The following is a 25,847-nucleotide window of genomic DNA, read 5'->3' on the forward strand; positions in this document are numbered from 1 at the left end:
GTCGTCCGGACCATTGAGCGAGGGGCGCTTGGAAATGACGTTGATCGCACCTCCGGTCGTGTTCTTGCCCCAGAGCGTACCCTGTGGCCCGCGCAGCACTTCCACACGCTCCAGATCGAATAACGGCAAGCCGGTGGCGCTGGAGTTGCTGATATAGACATCATCGAGATAGAAGCCCACCGGATTGGCAAGGTCGAGCTGTTGCTGCCCCGCCCCCACGCCGCGAATCCACCAGCGCGGGCGGCCATGCTGCTGCGTGCCCGCCGATGCATTGGGGACATAGTTCAGCACTTCGTTCGCCGAGCGGCCGAGGCCTCCTATCGAGAAGAGGTCCTTGTCCAAGGCGGTGACGGCGACGGGCACATCCTGCAGACGCTCTTCGCGGCGCTGCGCGGTGACGACGATGCCCGCCCCGGAATCGGCGTCCGCCGCATCGGCCGGGACGGCACTATCGGCTGATGCTGCAGGGGCGGCGTTGTTGCTAGCAAGAGCGGCCGGTATCTGTCCCGCTGCCAGCAGGGCGAAGGCGCTGGGCCCCAATATGCGGCGGCGGGCCCGGGACGAATGGACAGTTTTGGACAAGGAGGTTCCCCCATTTTGTTGAACAAGTCCGCGTTGCGCGCGGATCGGACGGGGAAGCCGTCGCAAATGCTGTGCCATTTTATTAAATATTTGTTTTTAAATGATATTTAATGCACCACTTAGAGGCACTGGTTGAAATTGCACAACCAAGCAGGGCCTTGCTGTTATGTCAGCAACAGCCGAAGGTTCGATGACCTCCATTGGACACGCGATTGACGGCCCTTCCGTTCCGATCCAATGCGCAAAGGTCAGCAAGACCGAGCGCTGAAGATCATCGCGCAACAGATGGGTCGCACGTTCCAAGAAGCAGTAAGCCAGGGAAAGGCTGATCCGCTCGCGGTCGCGCTGCGTTGGACCAACCGCAGACATTGCGGTCTGAAAATCAGAACCCCATAAACTCATGGACCTATGTGACAGCTATCGCCGAGCCGATTTTCACATTGGAACAACCCCTTAGTCGGCGGCTGTGTCAGGAACGGGAGTCCCGGACATGAGGGCATTACCAGGCAGGCATGTCCCGCTTGGCATGTGGCTGTGATTTGGTCAAGATCAGGATAGGGGACCTGATGAGCGCTGGTTCGTTTCGTGATCGCGCCACTGTCATCCAGCAAAAGACTGGCCGTCCCGTACAATTCGAGATTATGTCCGAGGTACGAACGAGTCTCAAGGCGTGGCTTGATCGGCGCGGCGGGACGATCCACGACTTCGTATTCCCAAGCAGGATCGATTACCTCGGTTACTTGAGCACACGGCAATATGCGCGCCTCGTCGACGAATGGGTGTCGACGATCGGCCTCGACAGACGAGACTATGGCACACACTCGATGCGATGGACCAAGGCAGCGCTGATCTACAAGGCAACGGGCAACCTCCGCGCAGTGCAGATCCTCCTCGGCCATACCGACATCGAGAATACGGTCCGGTACCTCGGGGTCGATGTGGACGATGCCCTGACACTATCCGAGCGGACCGAAATCTGACACTTTTACCGACCTTTGATGTCCTCAGAGGTCGGTAATCCTCATGATGAACGAAGGGCAGCTTGGGAGCCGCCGCCAAGGCCGTCCGAACGGCAGCTATGTTCGCGGCGGCCGAACAAGTCAGTGATGGCAGCTCCCGAGCCAACTTACGCCGTTGCGGTGTTACGCATGAACGACCGGATGTTGTGGAAGCTGACATAACGGCTCTCGCCTGATTTTCGTACATCTATGGGATGTCGGCCCAGGTCGAACCAGTTAACCAGCGTCAGTTTGGCTGAGCATTTGTGATCAGGCCCAAATGGTCTTGAGCAAGCAAGAAACCGAGGCATCGAATAATTGAACGCCCCTCGCCGATAGAGCAGTTCGCCACCTTGCCAAGGCTGACCGTGACAAGTACTGGTCTCAGGACGCTAGGTTTACGAAGATATCGTAGGCGACAAACGGAAAAGCGCGGGTGTGAATTCACCCTCCTGCGCCGGGGGCAGCACCAGCCAGAAATTGGCTTCGACCAACGGGCGCATTCTGTGCGATTGCTGATGTCCGAGGATGTGGACATGACACCCATCGGAATTCCAAGTCACCTTGCACCGCAAAAACAGCGTGATGCCCGGTCTCCTGGAGTATTCGGTGGCGAAGGTCATGCCGGCTTCCGGCCCCATCCCCTGCATGGCCCGCAAAGCCGCAAAAACGAAGAGGCGGAAACCCAGATAGGCGGAAACAGGATTGCCGGGCAGCCCGAAATACAGGATACCGCCCGGCAGCGTCGCGAACAGGATGGGCTTGCCTGGCCGCATCAGGACGCCATGAAAATGGATCTTCGCCCCAAGTGCGTTCAGTGCCTGTACGACGCAGTCGCGTTGCCCGACCGAAACGCCTCCGGTGGAGACGATGAGCGACGGCCGATGGTCGATCGCCGCGCGAATGGCCGCAAGCATGGCGTCGGCGTCATCTCCGACAGGTCGGGCAAGGCACGCTTCTATTCCGGCCTCCCGCGCCTGGGCGGCGATCATCGGGCCGTTGCCGTCATGGATGATCTGGCCGCGGCGCGGCACGGGTGCTGCGATCAGTTCGTCGCCGGTCGGGATGATTACCATTTGCGGCGTCGCTGTGATGGTGATCGTTTTGATGCCATAGCAAGCCAGCGCCCCAATCGCCGCGGCATCGATCCGTCTTCCGGCGCGGAAGATCATTTCGCCATTCCGGGCATCCTCACCTTGATGTCGGATGTTCAGGTCCGGCGCGACTGGCTGCTCGACGACAATATGGTCGACACCGCCGCACGAAAGGAGCGAGGTCCGCTCCAGCGGCAGCACAGTGTCGCAGCTTTCGGGAATTGCCGCGCCGGTCGTGATGCGCTATACGCCACCTGCGGTCCCATCCGGCAGGTGGCCGGCGAAGGAGGTTCCGTCTACGGTCAGCCGCACCGGGTGATCGCGAGATGCGTTACGGGTGCTTTCGGCGGCGAACGCGTAGCCGTCCATCGCCGACATATCGAACAACGGATGGTCGGCCTGCGCTTTGACATCCGCCGCGACGATGCCTCCCAAAGCCTGGTCGAGCGGAACAGTCATATGAGGTAACTGGAACGCGTGAAGGCGGATGATAGCAAGCGCCTCCTCAAAGCCAACGCGGTGACCCTTGGACACTTTGCCGCCTATCGTCCCTTCTCCCGTAGCATGAAGCGCTGTATTTTACCGCTGGGTGTCTTGGGCAGGCTTTGGGTAAATTCAACGATCCGGGGATAGGCATGGGCGGCAAGCCGCTTTCGGACAAAAGTCTTCAGTTCCTCGATGAGCGCGTCCGACCCTGAATAATCCCGGTTCAGCACGACGAACGCCTTGACCAACTCGGTGCGTTCGGGGTCTGGCACGCCGACGACGGCGGCCTCCATGACGGCGGGATGCTCGATCAACGCGCTTTCGACGTCGAACGGGCCGATGCGATAGCCAGATGAGGTGATGACATCGTCGGCGCGGCCGATGAAGCTGATGCTGCCGTCCACCTCCCATTCCACTGTGTCGCCTGTGCGATAATAGCCGCCCCTGATGGCGGGCGTGGCTTGCTGCCAATAGCCGTCGAACCAGAGCAGCGGCGATCGGGCGATGTCGATGGCCAGCTCGCCCGGCTCGTTCGCGCGCCGTTCGACGCCCTCCTCATCCAGCACCGCCACCCGGTAGCCGGGCATCGCGAACCCGGCCGAACCGATACGAACCGCGTGAGAGAGGCCGTGATGGTTGTTCACGACCATGCCGGTTTCGGTCTGGCCGTAATGATCGTGCACCGCCACCGCGAGATGGTCGTCGAACCAGCGGATGACTTCGGGGTTCAGCGGTTCGCCCGCGCTGCTGACCACGCGCAACCTGCCTCTGACCTTCGCGGCCGCCGCGCCGCCTTCGGCCATCAGCAGGCGATAGGCGGTGGGCGATCCGGCAAGGCTGGTGACACCGAGGTCGGCGATGAGATCATAGGCAGCCTCGGCGGAGAAGGCGCCTTCATACAGAATGGTCGCCCGGCCCAGCAGCAATGGCCCCGTGATCCCGTAATAGAGGCCATAGGCCCAGCCTGGATCGGCGATGTTCCAGAAACGGTCCTCCGCCCGCAGGTCTATCGCCCAGCGCATATAGGCGCCAATGGCGAGCAGGGCTTTGAGCGGCACGCCCACACCCTTGGGCAGGCCGGTCGAACCGGACGTCGACATCATCAGGAAGAGATCGTCGCCCGTGCGCATCACGGGCGCGAAATCGGCGCGCATCTCCGCCACTTCGGTGCCGAAGTCGATATCGCCGGAGATCAGTGGTTCATCGGGCAGGCGGATGGTCGCGACCGGCGGGCATTGCGCGATGCCGGTCAGCTTCGTGCGATTGGCGCTGTCCGTGACGACCAGCACGGCCTTGCCGATGCCCAGCCGATGTTCGATCGCCTTGGGGCCGAAGGCGGTGAACAGCGGCTGATAGGCCGCTCCCGCCCGCCAGACGCCCAGGATGGTGGCGACCAGTTCGGCCCTTCGCGGCAGCAGGCCAGCCACGACATCGCCGGGCTTGACCCCGTGCGCCACCAGCATGTTCGCTACCTGCGCCGACAGGTCGCGCAGTCGGGCGAAGCCATGGTCCTGCCGCGTGCCGTCCGCCGCGATCGTGATGAGGGCCAGATTGTCGCCATCGGCATATCGGTCGCAGCATTCCACGCAGGCGTTGATCCCGCCGGACAGACCGCCCAAAAGCCGTGCTTCCTCCTCCGTAATGGTAAAACTGGCGGCAGTCTCGCTATAGGAGACTTCCGGTGAAGCCGTGTCGCTCGTCATCAAACCCGTTCGTCCTTATATGTCGTCCGCTCCCGGCGGGACCATGTCCTGGTGCTTCCGCTGCCTCTGCGCATCGAAGATAGTGCGATCAGGGCTGGCGGGCGACGTTCAACGCCTGGATCTGCATGAATTCCTTCAACCCCTCTTCCGCCTGTTCGACGCCGATGCCCGACTGGCGGAAACCGGCCATCGGGATATGCGGCCCGATGGCAAGATGCTGGTTCACCCAGATCGTCCCGGTCTCGATGCGGTCGGCGATGGCGAGCGCCCGCTCGGTGCTGGCGGACCAGATCGATCCGCCCAGTCCCTGCGGCGACGCATTTACCCGGTCGACCACGGCATCGATGTCGTCGAAGCGGACGATGGGCAGGATTGGCCCGAACTGTTCCTCATCGACGATCTGGTCGCCGTCCGTCACGTCACGCACGATCGCCGGGGTGATGAAATAGCCGCTGCGCTCCAGCACGTCGCCACCCGCCAATATGGTGCCGTCCATCCTTGCCTGTTCTACGAAAGCCCTGATCTTCTCGAACTGCGCCCGGTTCTGGATCGGGCCGATCGTCGTTCCCTGCTCCATCCCTTCGCCGACCACCGCCTCCCGCGCCAGCTGCGTCAATTCCCCGCACAGAGCGTCATGGATCGCGGCATCGACATAGACCCGCTTGATCGCCAGGCAGACCTGACCGCAATTGATAAAGGCGAAAGCGAAAATCTGCCGCGCCACGGAGGACACATCGACATCGTCCAGGACGATCGCGGGATCGTTGCCGCCTAATTCCAGCGTCAGGCGCTTGAGCGTGCCCGCCGCGCCCGCCATGATCCTTCGCCCCGTCGCCGTCGATCCGGTGAAGCTGATCTTCGCGATGTCGGGATGCGTGGTCAGCACTGGGCCAAGGTCATTGTCATCGACCAGTATGTTGACGATGCCCGCCGGGAAGATGTCGCGGCACAGCGCGCCGATCATCAGCGCCGTCAGCGGCGTGGTCGGCGCGGGTTTCAGGATGACGCTGTTGCCCGCCAGGACGGCGGGCGCGATCTTCCAGCAGGCGAGCAGCACCGGGAAGTTCCATGCGACGATGCCCGCCACCACGCCCAGCGGGCGATAGCGCACCATCGCCAGTCCTTCCGCATCGTCGCGGATAGTGCGGCCGGGCAGGTCCAGCGTCGCATAATGGCGAACATAGCCCTCCGCCCACGCGATTTCCCCCTGCGCTTCGGCGAACGGCTTGCCCTGTTCCCGTGTCAGGGCGCGGGCGAGTTCGTCCGCATGGGCGGCGATGGCGTCCGCGAGTTGAACCAGACAGGCTTGCCGTTCCTCATGCGGGCGGGCGGCCCATGCCGGCCAGGCGCTGCGCGCGGCGGCGATCGCACCCTCGGCCTGTGCGGGCGAAGCGCGGGCGACCGACAGGAAGGGCTCTCCCGTCGCCGGATCGATCACCGGCAACTGCATCGCGCCTTCGACCAGTTCGCCGTCGATCAACAGGCGCCGTTCCCAGTTTTCCCCGGCGTGGCTCATCATGGCATCTCCCTTCCCAAAGCGGTGTTCCGCGCCATGACGGCCTGCCTCATGGCGGATTTTTGGATTTTCCCGGTGCTCGTCATCGGAAAGTCCGACACGAAATGGACAATGGCCGGAATCTTGAAGTAGGCGATCCGCCCGCGGCAATGATCCTGCACGTCGGATGCCGTGAGACGCGCGTTGCCGGTACGCAGCCACACGCAGACCTCCTCGCCATAATGGGGATGGGGGACGCCGAATATATGCGCCTCGTCAATGTCGGGATGTGTGCGCAGCAACGCCTCGATCTCGCCGGGGAATATCTTCTCGCCGCCCCGGATGATGATGTCCTTCGCCCGTCCGGTAACGCGGACATAGCCGTCCTGGTCCATGGTCGCCAGATCGCCGGACCGTATCCATCCTCCGCCACCGAGGACTTCGGCGGACAAGTCCTCGTCGCCCCAATAGCCGCTCATCACGCTATAGCCCCGGAACAGGATTTCGCCCGGCTCGCCGACCGGCACCGTGCGGCCGTCGGGACCGACGATCTTCGCTTCGACATGATCGTGCACGCGTCCCACCGTCGCCACGCGATGGGCAAGGCTGTCGGCCGGAAGCGTCTGGAAACTGAGCGGGCTGACCTCCGTCATGCCATAGCCGATCGTGATCTCGCGCATGTGCATGGCTTCCACCACCCTGGTCATGACCTCGACCGGGCAGGGCGCTCCGGACATGATGCCCGTGCGCAGCGACGACAGGTCGTGCCTGGCGAAATCGGGATGCGCGAGCTGCGCGATGAACATAGTCGGTACGCCGTGCAGCGCGGTGCAGCGTTCCCGTTCAATGGCGGCAAGCACCTGCCCCGCGTCGAAGGCTTCGCCAGGCAACACCATGCATGCACCATGCGTGACGCAGGTCAGCACGCCCAGCACCATGCCAAAACAATGATAGAGCAGCACGGGGATGCACAGTCGGTCGACTGGCGTGAGCTGCATCCGCCGCCCCGAAAAAAAGGCGTTGTTGAGGATATTGTGGTGCGACAGGATCGCCCCCTTGGGAATGCCGGTCGTCCCGCAGGTGAACTGGATGTTGATCGGGTCTTCCGGCTGGAGCCGATGGACGAGGGCCGCCAGCACGGCATCGCTTTCCGTGGTCGCCATGGCCGCTATGTCGGAAAAGGCAAGATAGCCGTGCGGCGGCGCGTCGGCCATGACGATCAGCCATTCCAGGCTGGGCACCCGCCCGACGCACACATTGCCCGGCGTATCGGCATGCGGGCTGAAGCCCAGTTCGTTCATCGTGGCCAGATAGTCATGGCCGCGGAAATCGGATGCCAGCACCAGGGCGCTGCATTCGACCTTGTTCAGGCAATATTCGAGTTCCTCGGCGCGATAGGCGGGATTGATGTTGACCAGAATCAATCCCGCCTTGGCGCTCGCGATCTGGGCGATGACCCATTCAAGCCTGTTGGGCGACCAGATGCCGATCCGGTCGCCCGGTTCCAGCCCGAGTTGCAGCAAACCGCTGGCGAACGCATTGACCTTTGCCGACAATTGCCGGAAGGTCAGCCGCTCGCCCTGATGCAGCGCCACGATCGCTTCGCGGTCCCCGTGGCGCCGCGCCACCTCATCGAAAGCATCGCCGATGGTCTGGTACAGCAGTGGATGATCGGAGGGGCCGGACGCATAGCTTACGGTCATGGATCGCATCTTGTCTGTGGTGAGCCGGGGCGAACGGCTTCCTCGCCCCGGTTCTCATTGCTGTCAGAAGCGGCGCCGGAAGGTGATGCCATAGGTGCGAGGCGCACTGTAATTGCCCTGCACGAAACCTGCGGCGGCGTTCGCGTCGCCGCTGAAGATATATTGCTTGTCGCTCAGGTTCTTGCCCCAGACGACCAGATCCCAGTTACCGTCGCTGTTTTCATAGGCGATCTGCGCATTGAAGATGCTGTAGCCCGCCTGGGTCAGCCAGACCGAGTTGATGTCGTCATTGTAGACCTTGCTGGTATAGGACCAGTCGCCCCGCAGCACGACATCGCCGTCGATCCCCGCGGCGGGGATGCGATAGTCGAACCCGGCGCTGGCCGTCCATTCCGGGGAGTTGGACAGCTTGTTCGTCGGCCGCACCTGGAACTCCGGGCGGACCAGCGACGAAAGCGGAAGAAGCTTGGTGTAGCGGGTGGTGAGGTGCGCCAGCGTGGCATTGAGCGTCAGCGCCTCGACCGGCCGCGCCGTAAGCTCTGCCTCGAACCCCTTGATCCGCGCGTCGCCGCCATTCTGGGTGCCGGGGGCGAAATCCTCGATGACCGTGATCTGGATGTCCTGATATTTGGTCGTGAAGGCCGCCACGTTCAGGCGGACTCGCCGGTCGAGCAGTTCCAGCTTCGTCCCCACCTCGAACGTCGCCAGTTTTTCAGGAGTGAACGCCAGTACATCCGGTCGCGGCGCCACGGTTCTGGCATTGAACCCGCCGCCCTTATACCCCCGGGAATAGGAGGCATAAAGAAGCGCTGCGGGCGACAGCTTATAGTCCAGACTGAAGCGGGGCGAGACGTTCGAGAATGTGTTCGTCACCCGGCCATAGGGTACGGTGCGAACCCCGGCGAATGCGCCCCCCGCAGCGGGATCATAGATAAAATCGGGCAGCAGCGATTTCTTGTCATGCGTGTAGCGGATGCCCGCCGTCAGTTTCAGGCTGTCCAGCAGTGCGTAGGTCGCCTGACCGAAAAAGGCATAGCTTGAATTGTCCGCGTCGGATTTCAGGATGACCGTGCCGATCGAAGGCGGCAGCGCGCAGCGATAATCGTCGACCGCGCTCTCCTTGAAATAATAGGCGCCCGCGACATATTCCAGCTTCTTGTCGAAGCCCGACCCCAATATCTGGCCCTCCTGCGAGAATTGCTTCTGCTTGAAGTCGCTGAAACAGTCGGCGATCTGCAAGGGCGAATTGTCGGCGTCGCGGTTGAAGCTGCCCGTCACCCGGCGGAAGGCGGTGATCGACTTGAAGGTCAGATCGTCCGCCAGCTTCCATTCTGCCGTCCCCGCAAGGCCCGTGACATTGAGGTTGGTGCCGTTCGGCCCGGTCTGGAAAGTGCCCCGCTTGTTGTTCGGCGCCACGACCCAGCGGCTGTCATAGAGAACCCCGGTGCCATAGCCGGGCACGTTGATGACGGGCGCATCGACCGCGTTATAGGCGGCGGTCAGCGTGCCGTCGAGCGGAACGGCCAAGGCCGTGGAGGCGACCGTAGCTTCGCGAATACGCGAGATGTCGGCTGTCACGTAGAAGTTCAGCTTGTCCGAAGGCTCATATTCCACCGCCAGCCGCGCCGATCCGCGATTGACATCGCCCGGCGTTCGGCCTGTCCGGTTATCATGCGCGGGCGGTGGATAGTCTGCGGCCAGCAGCTTGTCCCAACCGTCCGCCCGCTTGTAGCCGAAGGTCAGTTTGGTGCGGAGCGTGTCGGACAGCGGCTGGTCGATCGACCCGCGGATTTCCATGCGGTCATAATTGCCATAGGTCGCCTCCAGTGCGCCGTTGGCCTTGTCGGACGGCCGCTGGGTCGTGATGTTGATCGCGCCGCCGATCGTATTGCGGCCGAACAGCGTACCCTGCGGCCCGCGTAGCACCTCGATCCGTTCGATGTCGAGCACGTCGAGCACACCGCCGATCGAACTCGATACATAGACGCCGTCGATATAGGTGCCGACCCCCGGATCGTCCGTCACCTGATAACCCGATTTGCCGACGCCGCGGATGAACACGATCGCCGCGGAGGAGGAGCCGCTGAGCGGTGCCGTGGAATCGAACTGAAGATTGGGCGTGAACTCGGCAATGCCTGAAATATCCTCGACATTCTTGTTGGCGAGCGCGGCGGCGTTGAAAGCCGTGACGGCGATGGGCGTATCCTGAAGGTTTTCCTTCCGTTTCTGCGCGGTGACGACGATCTCTTCTAGTGCGCCATCCTGTTTCGCGGGATCCGGCCCTTGCGCCAGTGCGATTCCAGGAAAAGTCAAAGTCAACGCCACGAAAGCGCAACCTATATGGAGATGATTTCCTCTTATATTTCCCATGACCTACCCCTTTCATCTATTGAAATAGATTGTTCTCAAGATTGATTCCTTGGGAACGATCTTCACTCTTGTTCTTCCTGACGAACGACCTTTTTCGATTTCTTGTTGGTCGATTATTTTCCATTGGTCGAAAGAGATGACATTCAAGGATTTGAGGCGGAATTCGCCCTCCAGCGCATCGACCGGCAGTTCCGGATCGGGCAGCGCGGCAAGGTCGGCGCGCAGGGCGGCGATGGTTTCGACCGCGCAGGCCCGGTTGGTGCCAATCGTTCCGCTCGCCCCGCGCTTGATCCAGCCCGCCACATAGAGGCCGAGATCGACGCCACGGCCCGACCGCACCCGGCCGCCTTCGTTCGCGACGATGCGGTCGCCCTCATCCTGCTCCATGCCGGGCACGATTGTCGCGCGGTTGCCGATGCAGGCGATGACGATATCCGCCTCCACATCGACGACGCGGTTGGCCTGCGGGTCGTTCACGGCGATCCCGTCGCGGATCGGCCGCGATGCGAAGCGGACGCCCCGCACCTTGCCTTCGCCCAATATCGCCTGGGGCTGGAGGCCGAATGCGAAATGGCACCGGCGCGGCGCATGATCGCCATCCTGCGAGGGAAATGCGTTGAACAGCGCAGGCACGCCGGTCGCGGGCGCCACCCCATGATGGCCCGTATCGGCGGTCACGGCGCATCCGGGAAGCGAGCCGAACTCGCGCAGTTCCTTCTCGGTGCATCGCGCCTGCGCGGGGCCGCCGCGCGCCGCGACGACGACCCGCTCGATCCGTGAGCGCGTCAGCGCCTCCAGCGCATGGTCGGCGATGTCGGTGGACGCCAGGAGGTCGACTGGCTTGGACAGGATGCGCGCGACATCCAGAGCGACATTGCCGATGCCGATCACCAGCGCCGTCCTGCCGGACAGGTCGGGAGCCAGATCCGCCCGGTCGGGATGTCCGTTATACCAGCCCACGAACGCCATCCCGCCATGGACGCCTGCCAGCCCCGCGCCGGGGATGCCGAGCGGCTGGTCGCGCTCCGCGCCGCAGGCGATGACGACGGCATGGTAATGGCGCTTCAGGTCGGCGATGCCGATGTCGGACCCGACCGCGACATTGCCGAAGAAGCGGAAGCCGGGCAAGTCCGCGATCGTCTGGAAGGTGGCGGTGACCTGCTTGAGCTTGGCGTGGTCGGGCGCCACGCCGTAGCGCACCAGCCCATAGGGCGTGGGCAGGCGGTCGTAGAGGTCGACGGCAACCTGCTCGGGCGCGCGCAGCAGCGCTTCGGCGGCATAGAAGCCGGCCGGCCCCGCGCCGACCACGGCGACACGAAAGGGTCGTGTCGCCATGGTCACAGGCCCAGTTCCGCCTTGCGCTGCTGCGCGCCCGGCAACGGTTCCATGCCGCCGGTCAGGCGCGGCAGCACTGCTGCCCTGTCGCGGTTGATCTCGATCCAGGCGCGCTTGTCGTCCGGCAGATTATATTCGTCGTCGATCGCGCCGACCGGGCATTCGGGCACGCATCCGGCGCAGTCGATGCAACCGTCGGGATCGATATAGACCATGCGCTCGTCGACATGGAAGCACTGGACCGGGCAGACTTCCACGCATTTGGTAAAGCGGCAGTCGACGCAGTTATCGGTGACGACATAGGCCATTTCAGCAGCGCTCCACGGCGACGAGATTGTCCGAAAAGGTCGGGGCCTTGCCGAGATCGGCGTAGCGGGACGAAGTGATGGCGTGGACGGTCGCCTGTCCGCCGTTCAGGCTGGGCCAGTAGCCGACCGGGGCCACGATCACCCCTTGGCGGATGTCGGGCGAAATCTGCGCGACCGCCTCGAACGCTCCGCGATCATTCCATATCTTCACGCGGTCCGACGCCGCTATGCCGAAACGGGCGGCATCGTCGGGATGCAGCGTGACCGACTGATCGCCTGCCTGACGCCGTTGATGCGGCAGATTGCCGTAGGTGGAGCTCAGGAAAGCATGGCTTTTGGGCGTGATCAGGTTGAGCGGATAGCGCGCCGCGAGATCGGGATTGCTCTCCGCAGATTCCTGCGGCGGGATGTAGTGCGGCAGGGGATCGATCGGCTCCCCCGACTGCTGGCCGTCATACCCTTGCCGGAACAGGCCCAGCACGAAGTTGCCGTCCGCCGCCATGGATGAATAGAATTCGCATTTCCCCGAAGGCGTCGCGAAATGGCCGTTGGCATGGGGGGCATATTCGTCGGCCGACGGCAGGTTGAGGCGGGCATATCCTTCCCGCTTCAGCCGTTCGAGGGTGATGCCCTGCATCTGCGGGGCGTCCCATAGCATGGCGTCGGCGATCTGTTCCGCATCGCTGCGGTAGAAGCTGGGATCTTCGAACCCCATCGTCTTCGCCAGTCGCCGGAACAGTTCGGTGTTCGGCACCGCCTCGCCGATCGGGTCGATCGCGCGGTTATTGTAGGAGAGATACATATGTCCCCAGGAGAACATGATGTCCTCCTGTTCGACCTGCGTCGTCGCGGGCAGCACGATGTCGGCATAGCGCGCCGTGTCGGTCATGAACTGCTCGCTGACGACCGTGAACAGATCCTCGCGCAGCAGTCCCTCGGCGATGCGCGCCTGTTCCGGCGACATGACCATGGGATTGGCGTTGTAGACCATCAGCGACTGGATCGGGGGATCGAGCGCCATCTCGCCCGTGAGCGCCGCGCCCAGCTTCCACTGGTTGAGGACACGCGGTTCCGGTTCGATAAAGTCCGGGCGCAGAAATGTGCCCCAGTTGACGGGAAACGCCCAGAGCGGGAGTTGCAGCAGCCCGCCGCCCGGCCGCCGCCAACTCCCCACCAGCGCCGGGATGCAGGCGATCGCCCTGACCGCCTGACCGCCGCCGCTCTGCCGTTCGATGGCGACGCCGATGCGGATGACGGATGGCTGGCTTTCGGAAAGGCCATGCGCCAGTTCGGCGATGAGGTCGACGGACAGGCCGGTGATCGCGGCGACCCGTTCCGGCGGATAATCCTGCGCCCGTTCGGCCAGTTCATCCGCACCGACTGTATGTTGCGCGACATAATCCGTGTCCACCAACCCGTCGCGAAACAGGATGTGGATGATGCCCAGCGCCAGCGCGCCGTCCGTGCCGGGGCGGATCGGCACGTGTAGGTCGGCCTGTCGCGCGGTGCGCGAACGATAGGGATCGATCACCACGACTTTCGCGCCGCGCTTGCGGGCTTCCTCGATGAACGGCCAGTGATGCGAATTGGTTGTCAGCGTGTTGCACGCCCAGAGCAGGATGTAGCGCGAATGGACGAAGCTTTCGGGATCGACGCCAGCGCTGTGGCCGATCGTCATCGTATAGGCGGTGCAGGCGCCGGAATCGCAGAAGGTCCGTTCCGATATGGTCGCGCCCAGCTTGTTGAAGAAGGCGTCGCCGACCGTCAGGCCGTTCAATATGCCCTGCGTGCCCAGATAGCTGTAGGGCAGGATCGCCTTCGCCCCATGGGTGCCGATGATGGCTTTCCAACGCGACGCGATCTCGTCCAGCGCTTCATCCCAGCCGATTCGTTCGAAGGCGGCGGTGCCTTTCAGGCCCGTTCTGCGCAGGGGGTATAATATTCGATCGGTGCTGTTCACCCGGTCCTGATAATTATTGACTTTCGCGCAAAGACGACCGCGAGTAAAAGGGTGATCGGGATTGCCACGAACTCCTGTAACGATGCCATCCGATTTGGTGATGATCATGGAGCATGTATCAGGGCAATCCTGGGGGCAGGCCCCGATAATCTTTTCTTCCATTCCCATGGCAGCATTTTCCTCCGACTCCTGAATGCTGCCAGAGGATGGGCTGCCGTTCTTGCCAGCCCTTGCGCTATGTTTTACATTTCCTGCTAACTTCGAGATGAGAGGTTGTCGCCAAAGGGAATTTGTCGCTTGATAGCGGTGGAGGCTCTTGTGCCATGCAGGTGAACAGCCACGGCGACGTCAAATATTCCACGGGACACCGGCTGAGGGATTCCGCCGATTGGAACGCCCTGCGCGTAGAATGCTGGCGGCATGAACATGGGGTCTTGACCGACGTCCATCTGGATTGCACCGAGGTTGCGGTGCTGCTGGCCGGTCAACTCAATGTGCGAAGGACCGGCGATGGTGAAATCCAGACCGCGTTCGGGCGGGCGGGCACGTCATGGATCTGTCCCGCGGGCGTCTATGAAACCGACATAGAGTTGTCGGCGCCGATGGAGGAATGCGTCCATATCTTCCTGCCCCCGACTCTGCTCGAACAGTCCGCGCTGGAAAATTACGGGATCGATCCGGCGAAGGCCAGGCTGGGTTATGCTGGCGGGCTGTCGGACCCGCTGCTGGTGGAAGTCGCCCTGTCTTTTCGCAAACTGCTCGACCAGGGGCCGGATGTGTCGGACCGGCTGCTGGTTGACGGGCTGCGTACGACGCTCGCCGCCAGACTGATGCAATGCTATTCGGCGGAAAACTGGCAGCCGGCTATCTTCAAAAGTCCCAACGCACTGGACGGGCATCGGCTGAGACGAGTGCTGGATTTCATCGAACATGGCCTCGCAACAGAATTGACACTGGAAGATCTGGCGGCGCAGGCCTGCATGAGTCCATTTCATTTCGCGCGCCTGTTCCGCCAGACGACCGGCCTCACGCCACATCGTTATGTCACCGAGCGGCGCATCGCGGTGGCGAAGGAAAAGCTGGCGCTGGGGCGCCTGTCCTTCACGGAGATCGCGCTGGAAACCGGCTTCGGATCACCCGCGAATTTCAGCCGCGCTTTCCGCAAGGCGACTGGCTGCTCGCCCGGGCAGTTCAGAAAAATTGGCTTTTGATATGTCGATTGGCACGCTTTTGAAGGTTGTTAGGAACGTCATACGTTAGGCGCGTGGAGGAGTAAGGCTGACGAATCCGTGGCCGATTTGCAAGGCGGAGGCCTCCCATCGAGGTGAGTGACTACCCGCAGGATCGCCACTTCCGCGCCGGAACGGCGAAAAGTGGTCGCTAGCTGTGCGACAGTTTCTCCCTGTCGGAAAGCACATGACGTCCGATAGGGTGCGGCGCAATTCGAAGATGAGTTCGCCGCGTACGGGGCGGCGGCGGTCTTGGACGTCCGAGGTCTGCCGGGAACGGGTTTGTCCCAAGGTAGGTCGATCGCTATGTGGCGACAGCCTGATGAACAAAGGGCAGGTTTTAGGGAGCCAGTTCGAGTGGTCGAATGTCGGCTATGTCGGCAATGTTGGCGAAGGCCGCCGCCGCCGGCATGGGCATCGCCTATGTCGAGCGGCGTGAAGCCCAGCCGTTCCTCGATGGCCGTGCGCTGGTGCGGGTGCTGGCCGACTGGACACCGCCCTATGACAGCGAGGCGCTCTATCATCCGCGCCAGCGGCTCCGTCAGCCGCGTTCCGGGCCTTCGTCGATTATGTGAAGACTTGGAAGACTGCCCGTCAGGCCCGCCCAGAGACCTGACGGGCCGCCACGTTTAAAGAAGCGGCACGCCGGAGAGTTCGGCGCAGATGGCAAGAAGGCGGTCCTGAAGCGCTGGCTCCAGCGCCTGTGGATTCGGAGCCATTCGCTTCTCATGATAGAAATAGCCGCCGGTAACGTCGGCCGCGGGGTCGTCGCCCGCCGCGAGCCAGACCTGCGTGCGGTGCGCCTGATCCATGTCGTCGGGCGCGCCGGGGCCACCCATCTTGGTCGGCACCCAGCCGGGCTCGAGCGCGTTCGAGAAGGCGCCCGGCCAGCGACGCGCGATGGCGAAGGCCAGCATCGCGTCGTGCAGCTTGCTTTCGGCATAGGCTTCCGAGCCGTTCCAGCGGCGCCCGCGCCACAGGATATCATCCAGATTGGCGTCGGCGTGATGATGCATGCCCGAGCTCAGATAGACGAGGCGCTGCGGCCGCTCGATCAGCGCGGTCAGGATATAGGCCGACAATGTGTTGATCGCGAAGACGTGCGGCAGGCCGTCTGCCGTGATGCGACGCGCCTCGCGATAGCCGACCGCGGCATTGTGGATCACGGCGTCAAACCGGCCGAGCGCATTGACCTGCGCGGCCACATCCTTCGTGGCAGCGATGGTGTCGAGGTCGCCGGTCACGATGGCTTCGGCGGAAGGCAGCGCGCGGCGCGCGTCATTAGCACGAGTGGCGTCGCGGGCATGCAGAACAACGGCATGTCCTTGTTCGCTGAGCAGTTGGGCGGCCATGAGGCCAAGGCCCATGGATGATCCTGAAATGAAGATGCGGGACATGGTGGTCTCCCTGAAACAGTATGTCGACGAACGGCGCCAACTCCATATTGGGTTCAGGCCTGGGCGTTGCGGGCAGCAAGAACAAGTGCAGCGCCGATCAGCGCGCTGACGGCGCCGAAGAGATAGACCGCCGCATAGCCAAGTTGCCCGGCGATCGCACCCGCGACCGGCCCCGAGATGCCGTAGGCAATGTCGAGGAACGCCGCGAAGGCGCCGAGCGCACTGCCGCGATTGGCCGGCGGCACGCGCTTTAGAGCTTCAACGCCGAGCGCCGGATAGATGAGCGCGCAACCGAGCCCGGTGACGAATGCGCCTGTCAGTCCGACAGCCTCGTGCAGCGCAGCCCACAGCATCGCCTGACCGGCGGCCTCGATCAGCAGCGACCAGAGCGCGACGCGATAGCCGCTCATCCGATCGGGCAGATTGCCCAGCACGAGACGCACGAAGATGAAACCGCTGCCGAAAGCGGTCATCACCAGTCCGGCATTGTGCCAGTGCCGCGCAGCGAAATAGAGCGAGGCGAAGGCGGTGAGCCCCGCGAGACCCACGCCTTGCAGCATCAGTCCCAGCCCTTCGCGCCAGATCTGGCCGACCACCCGATGGAAGGGCAACCCTGCTCCCCCGGGGCTCTTCCAGGGCTGCTCGCGCAGCGCTATCGCCGCCGACAGCAGGGGCGCTGCGATACAAGCGACCATCGCCATCTCGAGCCCATAGGCTCGGTAAAGCGCCAGCCCGATCGGCGCCCCGATGGCAAGCGCGGCGAACATCGCAATGCCGGTCCACGACATCGAAATGCCCGCGCGCTGCGGCCCGACCGACGCGACCGACCAGGAGACAAATCCGGTGACGAGCTGGCTCTCGCCAAGCCCCGCCGCCGACCGGCCGACGATGAGCACGGCAAGCGCGACCGCCGGAGATAATCCGGGCGCTGCCGCGACGAAATAGAGCAGGCCAGCCAGCGCGCTCAGGGCCGCGCCCTGCAGGGCCGAGCGCTTGCCGCTATGCTGATCGGTGATGCGGCCGGTATAGCCGCGCGTCAGCACGGTCGCGAGAAACTGGATGCCGATGACGAGACCGACGATCAGGCTGCTGAACCCGAGCCGGTCGTGGATGAACAGCGGCAGCACCGGCAATGGCATTCCGGCCGCCAGATAGCCGCAGAAGAGCGCTGCTATGATGCCCGGCGCGGGATGGGAAAGATGCTGGTCCGCGCCCGGACGCGCGCGATCGATGGCGAGTGCCGGCATGACGGCCTCCATGCAAAACGGGTTGAGGGGAGCGCCGCCCGGCAGTCGGACGGCGCTCTTCATGGATCAGGCCGCGGCCTTGATCCTCGCAGCGAAGAGTTCGGGCCGATATCCGCTCGCCTCGAGCAGATATTGGCGGGACGCATCTGCTTCGGCGGCCAGCTTTGCCGGATCGACATAGACCAGCTTGCCGCTGCGCTTGCGGATCGTGCCAGCGACCATCACCGTGTCGACATTGGCGCGCTCGACCGCTTGTACAACGGTGCCGATCGCATTGCCGACCGGGAAGACGGCAATGTCGTCGGTGCGGATCATGACGATGTCGGCCTGCTTGCCGGGCGTGAGTGAGCCGATCTCGCTTTCCAGACCGGCGGCGCGAGCACCGTTGACGGTGGCCGCCCGCAGCACCGCGTAGACCGAGATAGGGTCAGGCACATCCGTTTCGCCGCGGAACCGGCGATAGCGCATGGCCGAGCGCTGCTGGCCGAACAGCGCGTGCATCTCGCCGAACAGGTCGCTGCCGAAAGCGGTGTCGAGATCGATGCCGAGCGCCGGCGTCAGCCCATGATCGACCGCCTTCTGCCAGGCAAAGCCCTCGTCGTCGAAGCCGAACAGCGCGTCCGAGCGCGGGTTGACGGTCACGTTGATGCCGGCGTCGGCCAGCCGCTCCCAGGTTTCTTCCGGCACTCGCGTGCAGTGATTGAAGATGTTGTGGGGGCCGAGCTGGCCATCGAACTCCGGACCAAGCCGGGCAAGGTCACCGATGAATTCGGTGAGGATCCGCATGTCCAGCTCCCTCGCCACCTTCCACCAGTCGAGGTTGAGCTGGCCGAACAAGCCGACGCGCACGAGGCTGTCCCCGCGATTCCAGTTGCCGGCGAGACGGCGCAGATCCCCCGGCAAGTGAGTGGATGAGGCCTGCTTGTCCATCGCCGCGCCGACCATGTGCAGTGCGCGGATGCCGCTGTCCTCGAGCGCGTCGAGCGCGGCATCGGTGTGCGCCGGACTGCGCGAGCTGTGACAGGCATCGATGACAGTCGTGATGCCCGCATCGAGCGAGGCGAGCGCGCTGAGCTTCGTGCTCGTGAACATGTCGAGCGGACGGTAGTGGGTCCCCAGCGTCTCGGCGACGACGTCGATATAAGCGAACAGGTCGTCCACGTCCGGCATCATCCGGCGCATGAGGCCCAGCCACATATGATGATGCGCGTCGACCAGCCCAGGCATGACGATGCTGCCCGTGGCGTCGATGATCCATGCGTCGTCGGCCTGGATGGCCGGCGCGACCGCGACGATCCGGTCGCATTCGACCAGCACGTCGCCGGCCGGAAAATCGGGAACATTGCTGTCCATCGAGATGATCGTGCCACCCTTGAAGAGCGTGCGCGGATTTTGCTTGCTCATGATCCGATCCTTTCTTCGTTTAGGGGCTTTCGCCTCGCCGCCGATATCGCGCCGAGCGACCCTTGAATTAAGTGCGAAGATGTCAGATCATTCCTGATCAAAAATCAGGCCAAGGTTTTATGCCCTTCGATGGACGCATACTTTCCGGCGTGAGCGTGCTGGCGGCAGTCGTCGAAGGCGGCAGCTTCGTCAAAGCCGCCGAGTTGATCGGCATCACCGATTCCGGTGTCAGTCGTGCCGTAGGCCGACTGGAAGCGCGGCTTGGGGTGCGGCTGCTCGATCGCACCACGCGGTCGGTCACGCTCACCGATGAGGGGCGGCGGTTCTACGAAGAGGTGAAGCCGCATCTTGTAGCCATGGAGGACGCGGCCGCGATGGCATCGGGCGCGGCATCCGCCGTGCGCGGACGGCTCCGGGTCGATATCGATCCCTTCTTCCTGCCGTTGGTGCTGGCCGGGCGGCTGAACCTGTTTTGCGAGCGCTATCCCGAGCTGACGATCGAGTTCATCACGAGCGAGCATGTCGGAGATCTGGTTGCCGAGGGCATCGATGTCGCCATCCGCTTCGGGCAGCCCCGCCGCGCCTCGCTCGTCGCGCGCAAGTTGATCGAAGCGCCGATCCTGACCGTGGCGGCGCCGGCCTATCTGGAACGCCACGGCAGGCCGGCGCACCCCGACGATCTCGCTGCACATCGCTGCCTGCAGTTCCTCGATCCCTATACGGGACGTCCCTTCGACTGGGAGTTCATCCGCGACGGAGAGAGCATCGAGGTGGAGACCCGCGGCCCGCTCACCTTCACCGATCCCAAGTCCCTGCTCGAGGAATGCCTGGCCGGCACGGGGGTCGCGCAGGTCATCGGCTGGGGTGTCGGCGCGATGCTGGACGACGGCCGGCTGATCGACATCTTCCCCGACTGGCATGGCGAGCGCTTTCCGCTCTTCGCCTTCCATCCCTCGCGCAAGCATCCGCCCGCGAAGGTCCGCGCCTTCATCGACTACTGCGAAGAGATCGTCCGGGCGCTCTGATGTCGGCAGTCACGCGAGCCGCACAAACTGCGCCGCCGCCCAGTCGATGAAGGCGCGCACGCGCGGCGAGAGCTGCCGGCTGCGTGGATAGAGGATCGAGACGGGTTCCGAGGGTGGTGGCATGTCCTTGAGCAACTCGACCAGGGCACCGCTGGCCAGATCGGCTTCGACATGGAAGCGCGGTAACTGCGCGAGGCCGAGGCCGAGCTGGACGCCGAGCAAGTAGCTCTCCGGCCCGGTGACGGAAAAGGGTGCCGCCATCTCGACTTTCCGCAGAGCGCCGCCGACCTGAAATTCGACCGGCGTCAATGCGCCGCTGCTCAGCCGCCTGATGCCGACAAGCCGGTGCTGCGCGAGTTCTTCCAATCGCTCCGGCGTGCCGAACCGGTCGAGATAGGCGGGCGTCGCGCAGGTCACGCGCTCCAGCATCGCCAGCTGCCGCGCGGCAAGATCGCTGTCCGGCAAGGCGCCATAGCGCAGGGCGCAATCGACGCCTTCCTGCACGAGATCGACCCACCGGTCGCGCTCGCTCATCGACAGTTCGATCCCGGGATAGAGCGCGAAGAAATCCGGCAGGCCCGGCATTAGGAAATGCCGCGCAAGCGTCCCCTGGACCTCGACCCGCAACATGCCCTTGGGCTCTGCGCCGCCGAACGCGCCCTCGGCATCCTCGATATCGTCCAGGATCGCGAGACAGCGGCGATACCAGGCTTCGCCATCGAGTGTCGGCCGGACGGTCCGGGTCGTGCGCTGAAGCAGGCGCACGCCCAGCCGGTCTTCCATTGCCTTGATGACGGTCGTAGCCGTGGAACGTGGCACGTTCAGGTCGTGCGCCGCCTCGGTGAAACTGCGCCGCTCCACGACCCGCGCAAACAATCGCATGGCATCCAGCCTGTCCATGACGCCCCATTATTCGAAAATTGCGAACAATTACGACGAGTATAGGCTGATTATCTTCGATCGGCCAGCCTGCATATCCGCCTCGTCGCCACAACGGCGTCGAGAAGGAGACAGACAATGACCAATCGGACGGACCCCAAAGTCGCTCTCGTGACGGGCGCATCTCGTGGAATCGGCGCCGAAATCGCCAAGCGGCTGGCCAAGGACGGTTTCACGATCGTCATCAACTATGCCGGCAGCGCCGCCGACGCGGAGGCGCTGGCGACCGCTATCGAAGCAAGCGGCGGCCGCGCCCTGACCGCGCAGGCCGACGTCGGCGACGCGCAGGCGGTCGCGCGGATGTGGGATGCAGCGGAAGCGGCATTCGGTGGCGTCGACGTGCTCGTCAACAATGCGGGCATCATGAAGCTGGCGACGCTGGCGGACGGTGACGACGCGCTGTTCGACAGCCAGATCGCCATCAACCTCAAGGGCCCGCGCAACACGATGAAGCTCGCCGCCACCCGGCTGCGCGAGGGCGGGCGGATCATCAACCTCTCTTCGAGCGTCGTCGGCCTCTATCAGCCGACATACGGTGTCTATGCTGCCACCAAGGCAGGCGTGGAAGCCATGACCCACGTCCTCGCCAAGGAGCTGCGCGGCCGCAACATCACGGTCAACGCCATCGCACCGGGGCCGACTGCAACCGCCCTGTTCCTGGACGGCAAGCCACAGGCGGCGATCGACGCCCTCACGAAGCTCGCACCACTGGAGCGTCTCGGCCAGCCGGAAGACATCGCCAATGCGGTCGCCTTCCTCGCCGGTCCCGACGGCGGCTGGATCAACGGCCAGATCCTTCGCTCCAATGGCGGGATCATCTGACCACCTCCTCTACCCCTCCGTCCAGGGCGTCCGCCCTGGGAAGCGCTCCAGAAGGAGGGGGGCATCGCCATCGAGGAGAGTCGTGTCCGGATTTTGTCGCCGGCGGGGATGACCGATGAAGAGAAGCGGTTCGCGCGTTTTTATTCAGGTGGGCAGGTCGTGAAATTTGGGCGTGACATTGCCGAGATGGGCATTGCCCGGGACGCGGAATATCGCCTGGCAGGACTTGGCCGCAATGAGAGCGGCCGGCAAATCGTTCGCCTTGCCGATGAGCAGGGACGGATTATCCGGTGGGATCCACGTTCGACGCGACCTCGGCAGGTCAATGTATTCGAGCAGGGCGAACGCGATCTGGCGACAGGGGATCGTGTTCAGTGGCGACTGGCCAACAAGGAACTTGATCTGAAAAATGCAGAGCGGGGCACGGTCGAAAAGCTCCATGAATCAATTGCGACGATCAGGTGGGATCGGGATGCCAGAACCAAGACCGTTGATCTGTCCATCCACAAGACTTGGGACCATGGCTATGCCGAGACGGTGTATTCGTCCCAGTCCAAGACCTATGCGCGCGTCTATGTCTTGGCTCCGATGGGATCAAGTCTCGTCAATGGTCAGAATTTTTATACGGCGATTACCCGAGCGCGCTTCGGTGTGAAGCTTTGGACAGAAGACAGGGATAGGCTGGCCGAGAAATTGAAGCGGAACTCTGGTGAAAAGACATCGTCTCTTGAAGGGCTTGGTCGCCTTGATCGAGACAGCCCGCGCAGTGTCATGGAGCGTCATGGGGAGAAATTGCGTCGTCAGCGCATAGATCAGGAAATCCAGAGGCTGGAGAGGCGAGAACGCTTGCGTTCGACAAATCCCAGGTCGCGCGCGGAAGCGTTGAGTTTGCCCGAAAAACTGGCGGGTCGCGCGCGATCGGTCACCGAGCAGATGGAGGCGCTTTTGCGTTCATTCATCGAGCGTGACCGGCCTACGCCAGAGCCGACCCATCATGAGGGGGATCATCACAAGAGGGGACAGGATCGATGAGCAGGCTTCGGGGTATGCTGACGATAGCCATGATCGTCATGAGCGCGTCAATCGTGCATGTAACTCCCGCTAAGGCAACGCAGCTTGCGGGGGATGTCGAGGTGGCACGGTGTATTCGGCTTGCATCGAATGGAAAGGGCTGGTTGGAAAAGACGCTCTGGGGGCTTCGAGATCAGGAAGCAGGGTGGATTGGAGCCAAGATCAGGACCGCTGACGGCAGCTATGATTAGGGTCCCTTGCAGATCAACAGTTGGTGGGTGCCGCGAATTTCAGTCCTGATTCACCGATCGGAGGCTGAGGTGTGGATTTTTCTTCAACATGACGCCTGCTTCAATGTAAACGCTGCCCGCAGGATATTCCTGACCGAATTAAAGAGCGTCCAAGATTATTGGAAGGCGATCGGTCATTATCATAGTCGTGTTCGATGGAGGAATACACGCATATCCAAAATGTCGGCAGGCGGCTTGTTCCACGGTTTGGGCGGGCGGCATTCGAAAAATAGGGCAGAACTCCTTCTTGCAGGCTCGGTTTGTCCCCGATGTCACTATCGATAATGGAATATTATCGATAGTGACAGGAGAGAGAAAGCCATCACTCGCCATGAAACTAACCCGAGGTCCCCCAAGTGAGAGGAACATTGTCGACGGCAGCGACAGTGCCGGAATGATAGACCGGGTTTTCTCCTTCCTTGAAGCCGAACCGCGGTATCCGCTTGAGCCATTCCTCCAGAGTGACGATCACTTCCATGCGAGCGAGGTGAAGGCCGGCGCAGCGGTGAGGTCCGCCGCCAAAGGTGCTATGCGATATTCCCCGCCGTTCAAGGTTGATGCGCCAGGGATCGGGATTTTGCGTTTCGTCCAGGCCGTGCAGGGCCGTGGGCAGCAGGATCATGTCTCCCCGCTTCAGGGAGAGACCCTTATATTCCTGGTCCTTCGCCACCATTCGTGCCTCCGACACGACCGGGAAGCGGCGGAACATTTCTTCGGCACTGCGCATGAGCGCGAGGCTGTCCTCGCGCAATTGATCCACCAGCTGAGGATTTCTGGACAGGTGGATCATCATGAAGCTGAGGAAATTCACCACAGTGTCGAGCCCCCCCAGAAGGAGAAGCGAGATCAATCCCAGTGCCTTTTCGTGGCTGATCGGCGCGCCGTTGATTTCAGCGTTCACCATGATCGTGATGAGGTCTTCGCGATCGCTTCCCCTTCGCGCGTTGATGATTGGATCGACATAGGCGAAAAAGCCGTCATTGCCCGCTTTCAGGTCGGCGGCCATTTCTTCGGGAGTATCGCCTTCAGGCCGCGTCATCATGCGGGCGTAGCGGCTGAGTGTGGGTACATCCTCCATCGGAAGATCGGCCAGCGCCATGAAAACCCTGACCGGAAAGACATTGGCGTAATCGGCGGCGAAGTCGCAGTCCCCCTTGTCGGCGAAGCCTTCGATCAGTTCGATCGCAATGGCGCGGACCTTGTCTTCGACCTTGCGAATCTGGCTAAGGCTGAGGCCCTTGTCGAGCGCCTTCCGATAGGGCGTATGCTCCGGCGGATCCATGCGGGTTGGCACCATCTGATATTTCTCGCCAGCTTCCTTCGGCAGGAAAATCACTTCGCTGGAGAAGCGCGAGGGATCATTATAAACCTCGCGTACGGTATCGCCGTTGGTCGCGATCCAGTGGCCGCCGGTAAAGGGCGTCCAGATGAGTTCGGGCACGCCAGGCTTCTGGATGCTTTTCCAAGCCTCGTGATAGCCCTGCTCTATCCCGTTCAAGGCATACATGTCGATTTCATAGACATGATCGTCCGGCACATGAGCGGGCTTTGCCGCGCGGCTGCGTGAAGGCGAGACGGACGTGTCGTCGGATATCATGGCCAAGGTTCCTCTCCTGCCGCTGGTCGATATGGCAGTGCCAGCGGTATGCGTGTAAACTACACGCACGAAGGGGCGTCTGCAACGATTCTTTCAACGTCCGCGTTGATATGGAATAATGATGTCGCGGGGGAGGTGCAGTGCGGATGAAGATGCGTGAACTAGAAGAGCGCACCGGCGTAGACCGGGAAGTGATCCGCATACTCATTCGTGAAGGGCTGCTGCCGCAGCCGGAGCGCCCCGCCCGTAATGCGGCTGTTTATGATGAGAGCCATGTGCGGGCCATTGCCGCGATCCGCGAGCTTCAAAAGGGCGCGCGGCTGACCATCAAGCAGATCAAGGCGCTGATTCATGGGGAGGGTAGTCAGCCGCTGGAACCCAGTTCGCCCTATGCGCATCTTGAACAACTGCTCTCGCACCGCTTCGGACTGGATAATGCGCCGACCATTTCCCTGGCTTCGCTTCGGCAACGGTATGCAGCCGCCGAACGTGACGCCCACGCCTTTGCGCAGATGGGAATGCTTGAAATAGGGGAGGGGGCCGACGGTCCTGAACTCAGCTTGACCGACGCGCGCCTGGTAGAAATATGGGGTCGCATTCGTGAAGCCGGCTTCGTCGATGAAAATGGCTTCCCGCCTGAAAATATTGCCTTCTACAAGATGTTGGCAGAGCAGGTCGCGGCCCATGAAGCGGCGATCTTCTTCAATGCCAGCGAAGGCCGCATCGAGGAGGAAAAGGCGGCGGCGATGCTGCACATCGCTCTTCCCCTGATGCTCGACTTTTTCGGCCTGCTCCGCATCAAGGCATTCATGCGGCTGGTCAATGCCGCAACCAGTCACGCACCCTGACCAA

The 25,847-nt window shown here is 62.7% G+C and carries 20 protein-coding genes and 4 pseudogenes; 7 read left to right on the plus strand and 17 right to left on the minus strand.

What is annotated here, in order from left to right; translation table 11 throughout:
• Window positions 1–582: TonB-dependent receptor plug domain-containing protein (locus MJ601_RS15245; RefSeq protein ID WP_242127914.1), on the minus strand; the 582-nt coding region annotated here is incomplete at its 3' end.
• A gap of 530 nt (window positions 583–1,112) precedes the next feature.
• Here MJ601_RS15245 and MJ601_RS15250 point away from each other — a divergent pair.
• Window positions 1,113–1,562 (plus strand): annotated as a pseudogene (locus MJ601_RS15250) (tyrosine-type recombinase/integrase); the annotation flags it as partial.
• 416 nt (window positions 1,563–1,978) lie between these two features.
• Here the strand turns inward: MJ601_RS15250 and MJ601_RS15255 are convergent.
• The 11 genes and pseudogenes from MJ601_RS15255 to MJ601_RS22110 form a co-directional block, all read right to left on the minus strand.
• Window positions 1,979–2,656: a molybdopterin-binding protein gene (locus MJ601_RS15255; protein ID WP_242128076.1), complete on the minus strand. Its 678-nt coding sequence runs from the start codon at window positions 2,654–2,656 to the stop codon at window positions 1,979–1,981.
• Between the two features lie 45 nt (window positions 2,657–2,701).
• Window positions 2,702–3,208, minus strand: a pseudogene (locus MJ601_RS15260) (MoeA family protein); the annotation flags it as partial.
• A gap of 8 nt (window positions 3,209–3,216) precedes the next feature.
• Window positions 3,217–4,863 (minus strand): AMP-binding protein, encoded by a 1,647-nt coding sequence (locus MJ601_RS15265; RefSeq protein ID WP_242127915.1) that lies wholly within the window; start codon window positions 4,861–4,863, stop codon window positions 3,217–3,219.
• A gap of 88 nt (window positions 4,864–4,951) precedes the next feature.
• The gene (locus MJ601_RS15270; RefSeq protein ID WP_242127917.1) at window positions 4,952–6,382 is read right to left on the minus strand and encodes an aldehyde dehydrogenase family protein; all 1,431 of its coding nucleotides are present in this window, start codon (window positions 6,380–6,382) and stop codon (window positions 4,952–4,954) included.
• A complete protein-coding gene (locus MJ601_RS22105) occupies window positions 6,379–6,837 on the minus strand; it encodes an AMP-binding enzyme (protein WP_491572924.1) in 459 nt (152 codons plus the stop codon). The genes MJ601_RS15270 and MJ601_RS22105 overlap by 4 nt, the downstream gene beginning before the upstream one ends.
• A 45-nt stretch (window positions 6,838–6,882) precedes the next feature.
• Window positions 6,883–8,070: pseudogene (locus tag MJ601_RS15275) on the minus strand (AMP-binding protein); the annotation flags it as partial.
• A gap of 54 nt (window positions 8,071–8,124) precedes the next feature.
• On the minus strand, window positions 8,125–10,374 hold the full coding sequence (locus MJ601_RS15280; RefSeq protein ID WP_242127922.1) for a TonB-dependent receptor: 2,250 nt from the start codon (window positions 10,372–10,374) through the stop codon (window positions 8,125–8,127).
• A 69-nt stretch (window positions 10,375–10,443) separates the two neighbouring features.
• Window positions 10,444–11,766 carry an FAD-dependent oxidoreductase gene (locus tag MJ601_RS15285; RefSeq protein WP_242127924.1) on the minus strand — a complete coding sequence of 441 codons (1,323 nt, stop codon included), beginning with the start codon at window positions 11,764–11,766 and terminating at the stop codon, window positions 10,444–10,446.
• 2 nt (window positions 11,767–11,768) lie between these two features.
• Window positions 11,769–12,074: a ferredoxin family protein gene (locus MJ601_RS15290; RefSeq protein ID WP_242127925.1), complete on the minus strand. Its 306-nt coding sequence runs from the start codon at window positions 12,072–12,074 to the stop codon at window positions 11,769–11,771.
• 1 nt (window position 12,075) lies between these two features.
• On the minus strand, window positions 12,076–14,034 hold the full coding sequence (locus MJ601_RS15295) for a molybdopterin-containing oxidoreductase family protein (RefSeq protein WP_242127926.1): 1,959 nt from the start codon (window positions 14,032–14,034) through the stop codon (window positions 12,076–12,078).
• A 3-nt stretch (window positions 14,035–14,037) separates the two neighbouring features.
• Window positions 14,038–14,202, minus strand: a pseudogene (locus MJ601_RS22110) (hypothetical protein); the annotation flags it as partial.
• 155 nt (window positions 14,203–14,357) lie between these two features.
• Between MJ601_RS22110 and MJ601_RS15300 the strand changes: the two are divergent.
• Both MJ601_RS15300 and MJ601_RS15305 read left to right on the plus strand, forming a co-directional pair.
• Window positions 14,358–15,245 carry a helix-turn-helix domain-containing protein gene (locus MJ601_RS15300; RefSeq protein ID WP_242127927.1) on the plus strand — a complete coding sequence of 296 codons (888 nt, stop codon included), beginning with the start codon at window positions 14,358–14,360 and terminating at the stop codon, window positions 15,243–15,245.
• Between the two features lie 392 nt (window positions 15,246–15,637).
• The gene (locus tag MJ601_RS15305; RefSeq protein ID WP_242127928.1) at window positions 15,638–15,838 is read left to right on the plus strand and encodes a LysR substrate-binding domain-containing protein; all 201 of its coding nucleotides are present in this window, start codon (window positions 15,638–15,640) and stop codon (window positions 15,836–15,838) included.
• 54 nt (window positions 15,839–15,892) lie between these two features.
• Here MJ601_RS15305 and MJ601_RS15310 read toward each other — a convergent pair whose 3' ends face one another.
• The 3 genes from MJ601_RS15310 to MJ601_RS15320 all read right to left on the minus strand — a co-directional run bounded on the left by MJ601_RS15310 (window position 15,893) and on the right by MJ601_RS15320 (window position 19,260).
• Complete coding sequence (locus MJ601_RS15310) at window positions 15,893–16,660, minus strand: SDR family NAD(P)-dependent oxidoreductase (protein ID WP_242127930.1); 768 nt, start codon at window positions 16,658–16,660, stop codon at window positions 15,893–15,895.
• Window positions 16,661–16,713: 53 nt separating this feature from the next.
• On the minus strand, window positions 16,714–17,907 hold the full coding sequence (locus tag MJ601_RS15315) for an arabinose transporter (RefSeq protein WP_242127932.1): 1,194 nt from the start codon (window positions 17,905–17,907) through the stop codon (window positions 16,714–16,716).
• Between the two features lie 66 nt (window positions 17,908–17,973).
• The gene (locus tag MJ601_RS15320) at window positions 17,974–19,260 is read right to left on the minus strand and encodes an amidohydrolase family protein (RefSeq protein WP_242127935.1); all 1,287 of its coding nucleotides are present in this window, start codon (window positions 19,258–19,260) and stop codon (window positions 17,974–17,976) included.
• A gap of 200 nt (window positions 19,261–19,460) precedes the next feature.
• On the opposite strand from MJ601_RS15320, the gene MJ601_RS15325 reads away from it, so the two are divergent.
• Window positions 19,461–20,336, plus strand: coding sequence for a LysR family transcriptional regulator (locus MJ601_RS15325; protein WP_242127937.1), 876 nt, complete (start codon window positions 19,461–19,463; stop codon window positions 20,334–20,336).
• A 9-nt stretch (window positions 20,337–20,345) separates the two neighbouring features.
• Here the strand turns inward: MJ601_RS15325 and MJ601_RS15330 are convergent, their stop codons facing one another.
• Window positions 20,346–21,236, minus strand: a complete 891-nt coding sequence (locus tag MJ601_RS15330) for a LysR family transcriptional regulator (protein ID WP_242127939.1) — start codon at window positions 21,234–21,236, stop codon at window positions 20,346–20,348.
• A 117-nt stretch (window positions 21,237–21,353) separates the two neighbouring features.
• On the opposite strand from MJ601_RS15330, the gene MJ601_RS15335 reads away from it, so the two are divergent.
• Together MJ601_RS15335 and MJ601_RS15340 are read left to right on the plus strand one after the other, a co-directional pair.
• Window positions 21,354–22,097: an SDR family oxidoreductase gene (locus MJ601_RS15335; RefSeq protein ID WP_242127940.1), complete on the plus strand. Its 744-nt coding sequence runs from the start codon at window positions 21,354–21,356 to the stop codon at window positions 22,095–22,097.
• 108 nt (window positions 22,098–22,205) lie between these two features.
• The gene (locus MJ601_RS15340; RefSeq protein ID WP_348635586.1) at window positions 22,206–23,129 is read left to right on the plus strand and encodes a hypothetical protein; all 924 of its coding nucleotides are present in this window, start codon (window positions 22,206–22,208) and stop codon (window positions 23,127–23,129) included.
• Between the two features lie 606 nt (window positions 23,130–23,735).
• On the opposite strand, the gene MJ601_RS15345 is transcribed toward MJ601_RS15340, so the two are convergent.
• Window positions 23,736–24,995: a cytochrome P450 gene (locus MJ601_RS15345; protein ID WP_242128078.1), complete on the minus strand. Its 1,260-nt coding sequence runs from the start codon at window positions 24,993–24,995 to the stop codon at window positions 23,736–23,738.
• A gap of 146 nt (window positions 24,996–25,141) precedes the next feature.
• Between MJ601_RS15345 and MJ601_RS15350 the strand changes: the two genes are divergently transcribed.
• A complete protein-coding gene (locus MJ601_RS15350; RefSeq protein WP_242127942.1) occupies window positions 25,142–25,843 on the plus strand; it encodes a MerR family transcriptional regulator in 702 nt (233 codons plus the stop codon).
• Window positions 25,844–25,847: the final 4 nt, after the last annotated feature.

It is taken from the genome of Sphingobium trunci, assembly GCF_022664535.1.
GTDB lineage: Bacteria > Pseudomonadota > Alphaproteobacteria > Sphingomonadales > Sphingomonadaceae > Sphingobium.

Bases quoted from the DNA above. Each gene is read 5' to 3' on its own strand.
- MJ601_RS15255 (WP_242128076.1), bottom strand. From the start codon at position 2,656: ATGGTAATCATCCCGACCGGCGACGAACTGATCGCAGCACCCGTGCCG.
- MJ601_RS15265 (WP_242127915.1), bottom strand. From the start codon at position 4,863: ATGACGAGCGACACGGCTTCACCGGAAGTCTCCTATAGCGAGACTGCC.
- MJ601_RS15270 (WP_242127917.1), bottom strand. From the start codon at position 6,382: ATGATGAGCCACGCCGGGGAAAACTGGGAACGGCGCCTGTTGATCGAC.
- MJ601_RS22105 (WP_491572924.1), bottom strand. From the start codon at position 6,837: ATGAGCGGCTATTGGGGCGACGAGGACTTGTCCGCCGAAGTCCTCGGT.
- MJ601_RS15285 (WP_242127924.1), bottom strand. From the start codon at position 11,766: ATGGCGACACGACCCTTTCGTGTCGCCGTGGTCGGCGCGGGGCCGGCC.
- MJ601_RS15290 (WP_242127925.1), bottom strand. From the start codon at position 12,074: ATGGCCTATGTCGTCACCGATAACTGCGTCGACTGCCGCTTTACCAAA.
- MJ601_RS15300 (WP_242127927.1), top strand. From the start codon at position 14,358: ATGCAGGTGAACAGCCACGGCGACGTCAAATATTCCACGGGACACCGG.
- MJ601_RS15305 (WP_242127928.1), top strand. From the start codon at position 15,638: ATGTCGGCAATGTTGGCGAAGGCCGCCGCCGCCGGCATGGGCATCGCC.
- MJ601_RS15310 (WP_242127930.1), bottom strand. From the start codon at position 16,660: ATGTCCCGCATCTTCATTTCAGGATCATCCATGGGCCTTGGCCTCATG.
- MJ601_RS15315 (WP_242127932.1), bottom strand. From the start codon at position 17,907: ATGCCGGCACTCGCCATCGATCGCGCGCGTCCGGGCGCGGACCAGCAT.
- MJ601_RS15320 (WP_242127935.1), bottom strand. From the start codon at position 19,260: ATGGACAGCAATGTTCCCGATTTTCCGGCCGGCGACGTGCTGGTCGAA.
- MJ601_RS15330 (WP_242127939.1), bottom strand. From the start codon at position 21,236: ATGGACAGGCTGGATGCCATGCGATTGTTTGCGCGGGTCGTGGAGCGG.
- MJ601_RS15335 (WP_242127940.1), top strand. From the start codon at position 21,354: ATGACCAATCGGACGGACCCCAAAGTCGCTCTCGTGACGGGCGCATCT.
- MJ601_RS15340 (WP_348635586.1), top strand. From the start codon at position 22,206: ATGACCGATGAAGAGAAGCGGTTCGCGCGTTTTTATTCAGGTGGGCAG.
- MJ601_RS15345 (WP_242128078.1), bottom strand. From the start codon at position 24,995: ATGATATCCGACGACACGTCCGTCTCGCCTTCACGCAGCCGCGCGGCA.
- MJ601_RS15350 (WP_242127942.1), top strand. From the start codon at position 25,142: ATGAAGATGCGTGAACTAGAAGAGCGCACCGGCGTAGACCGGGAAGTG.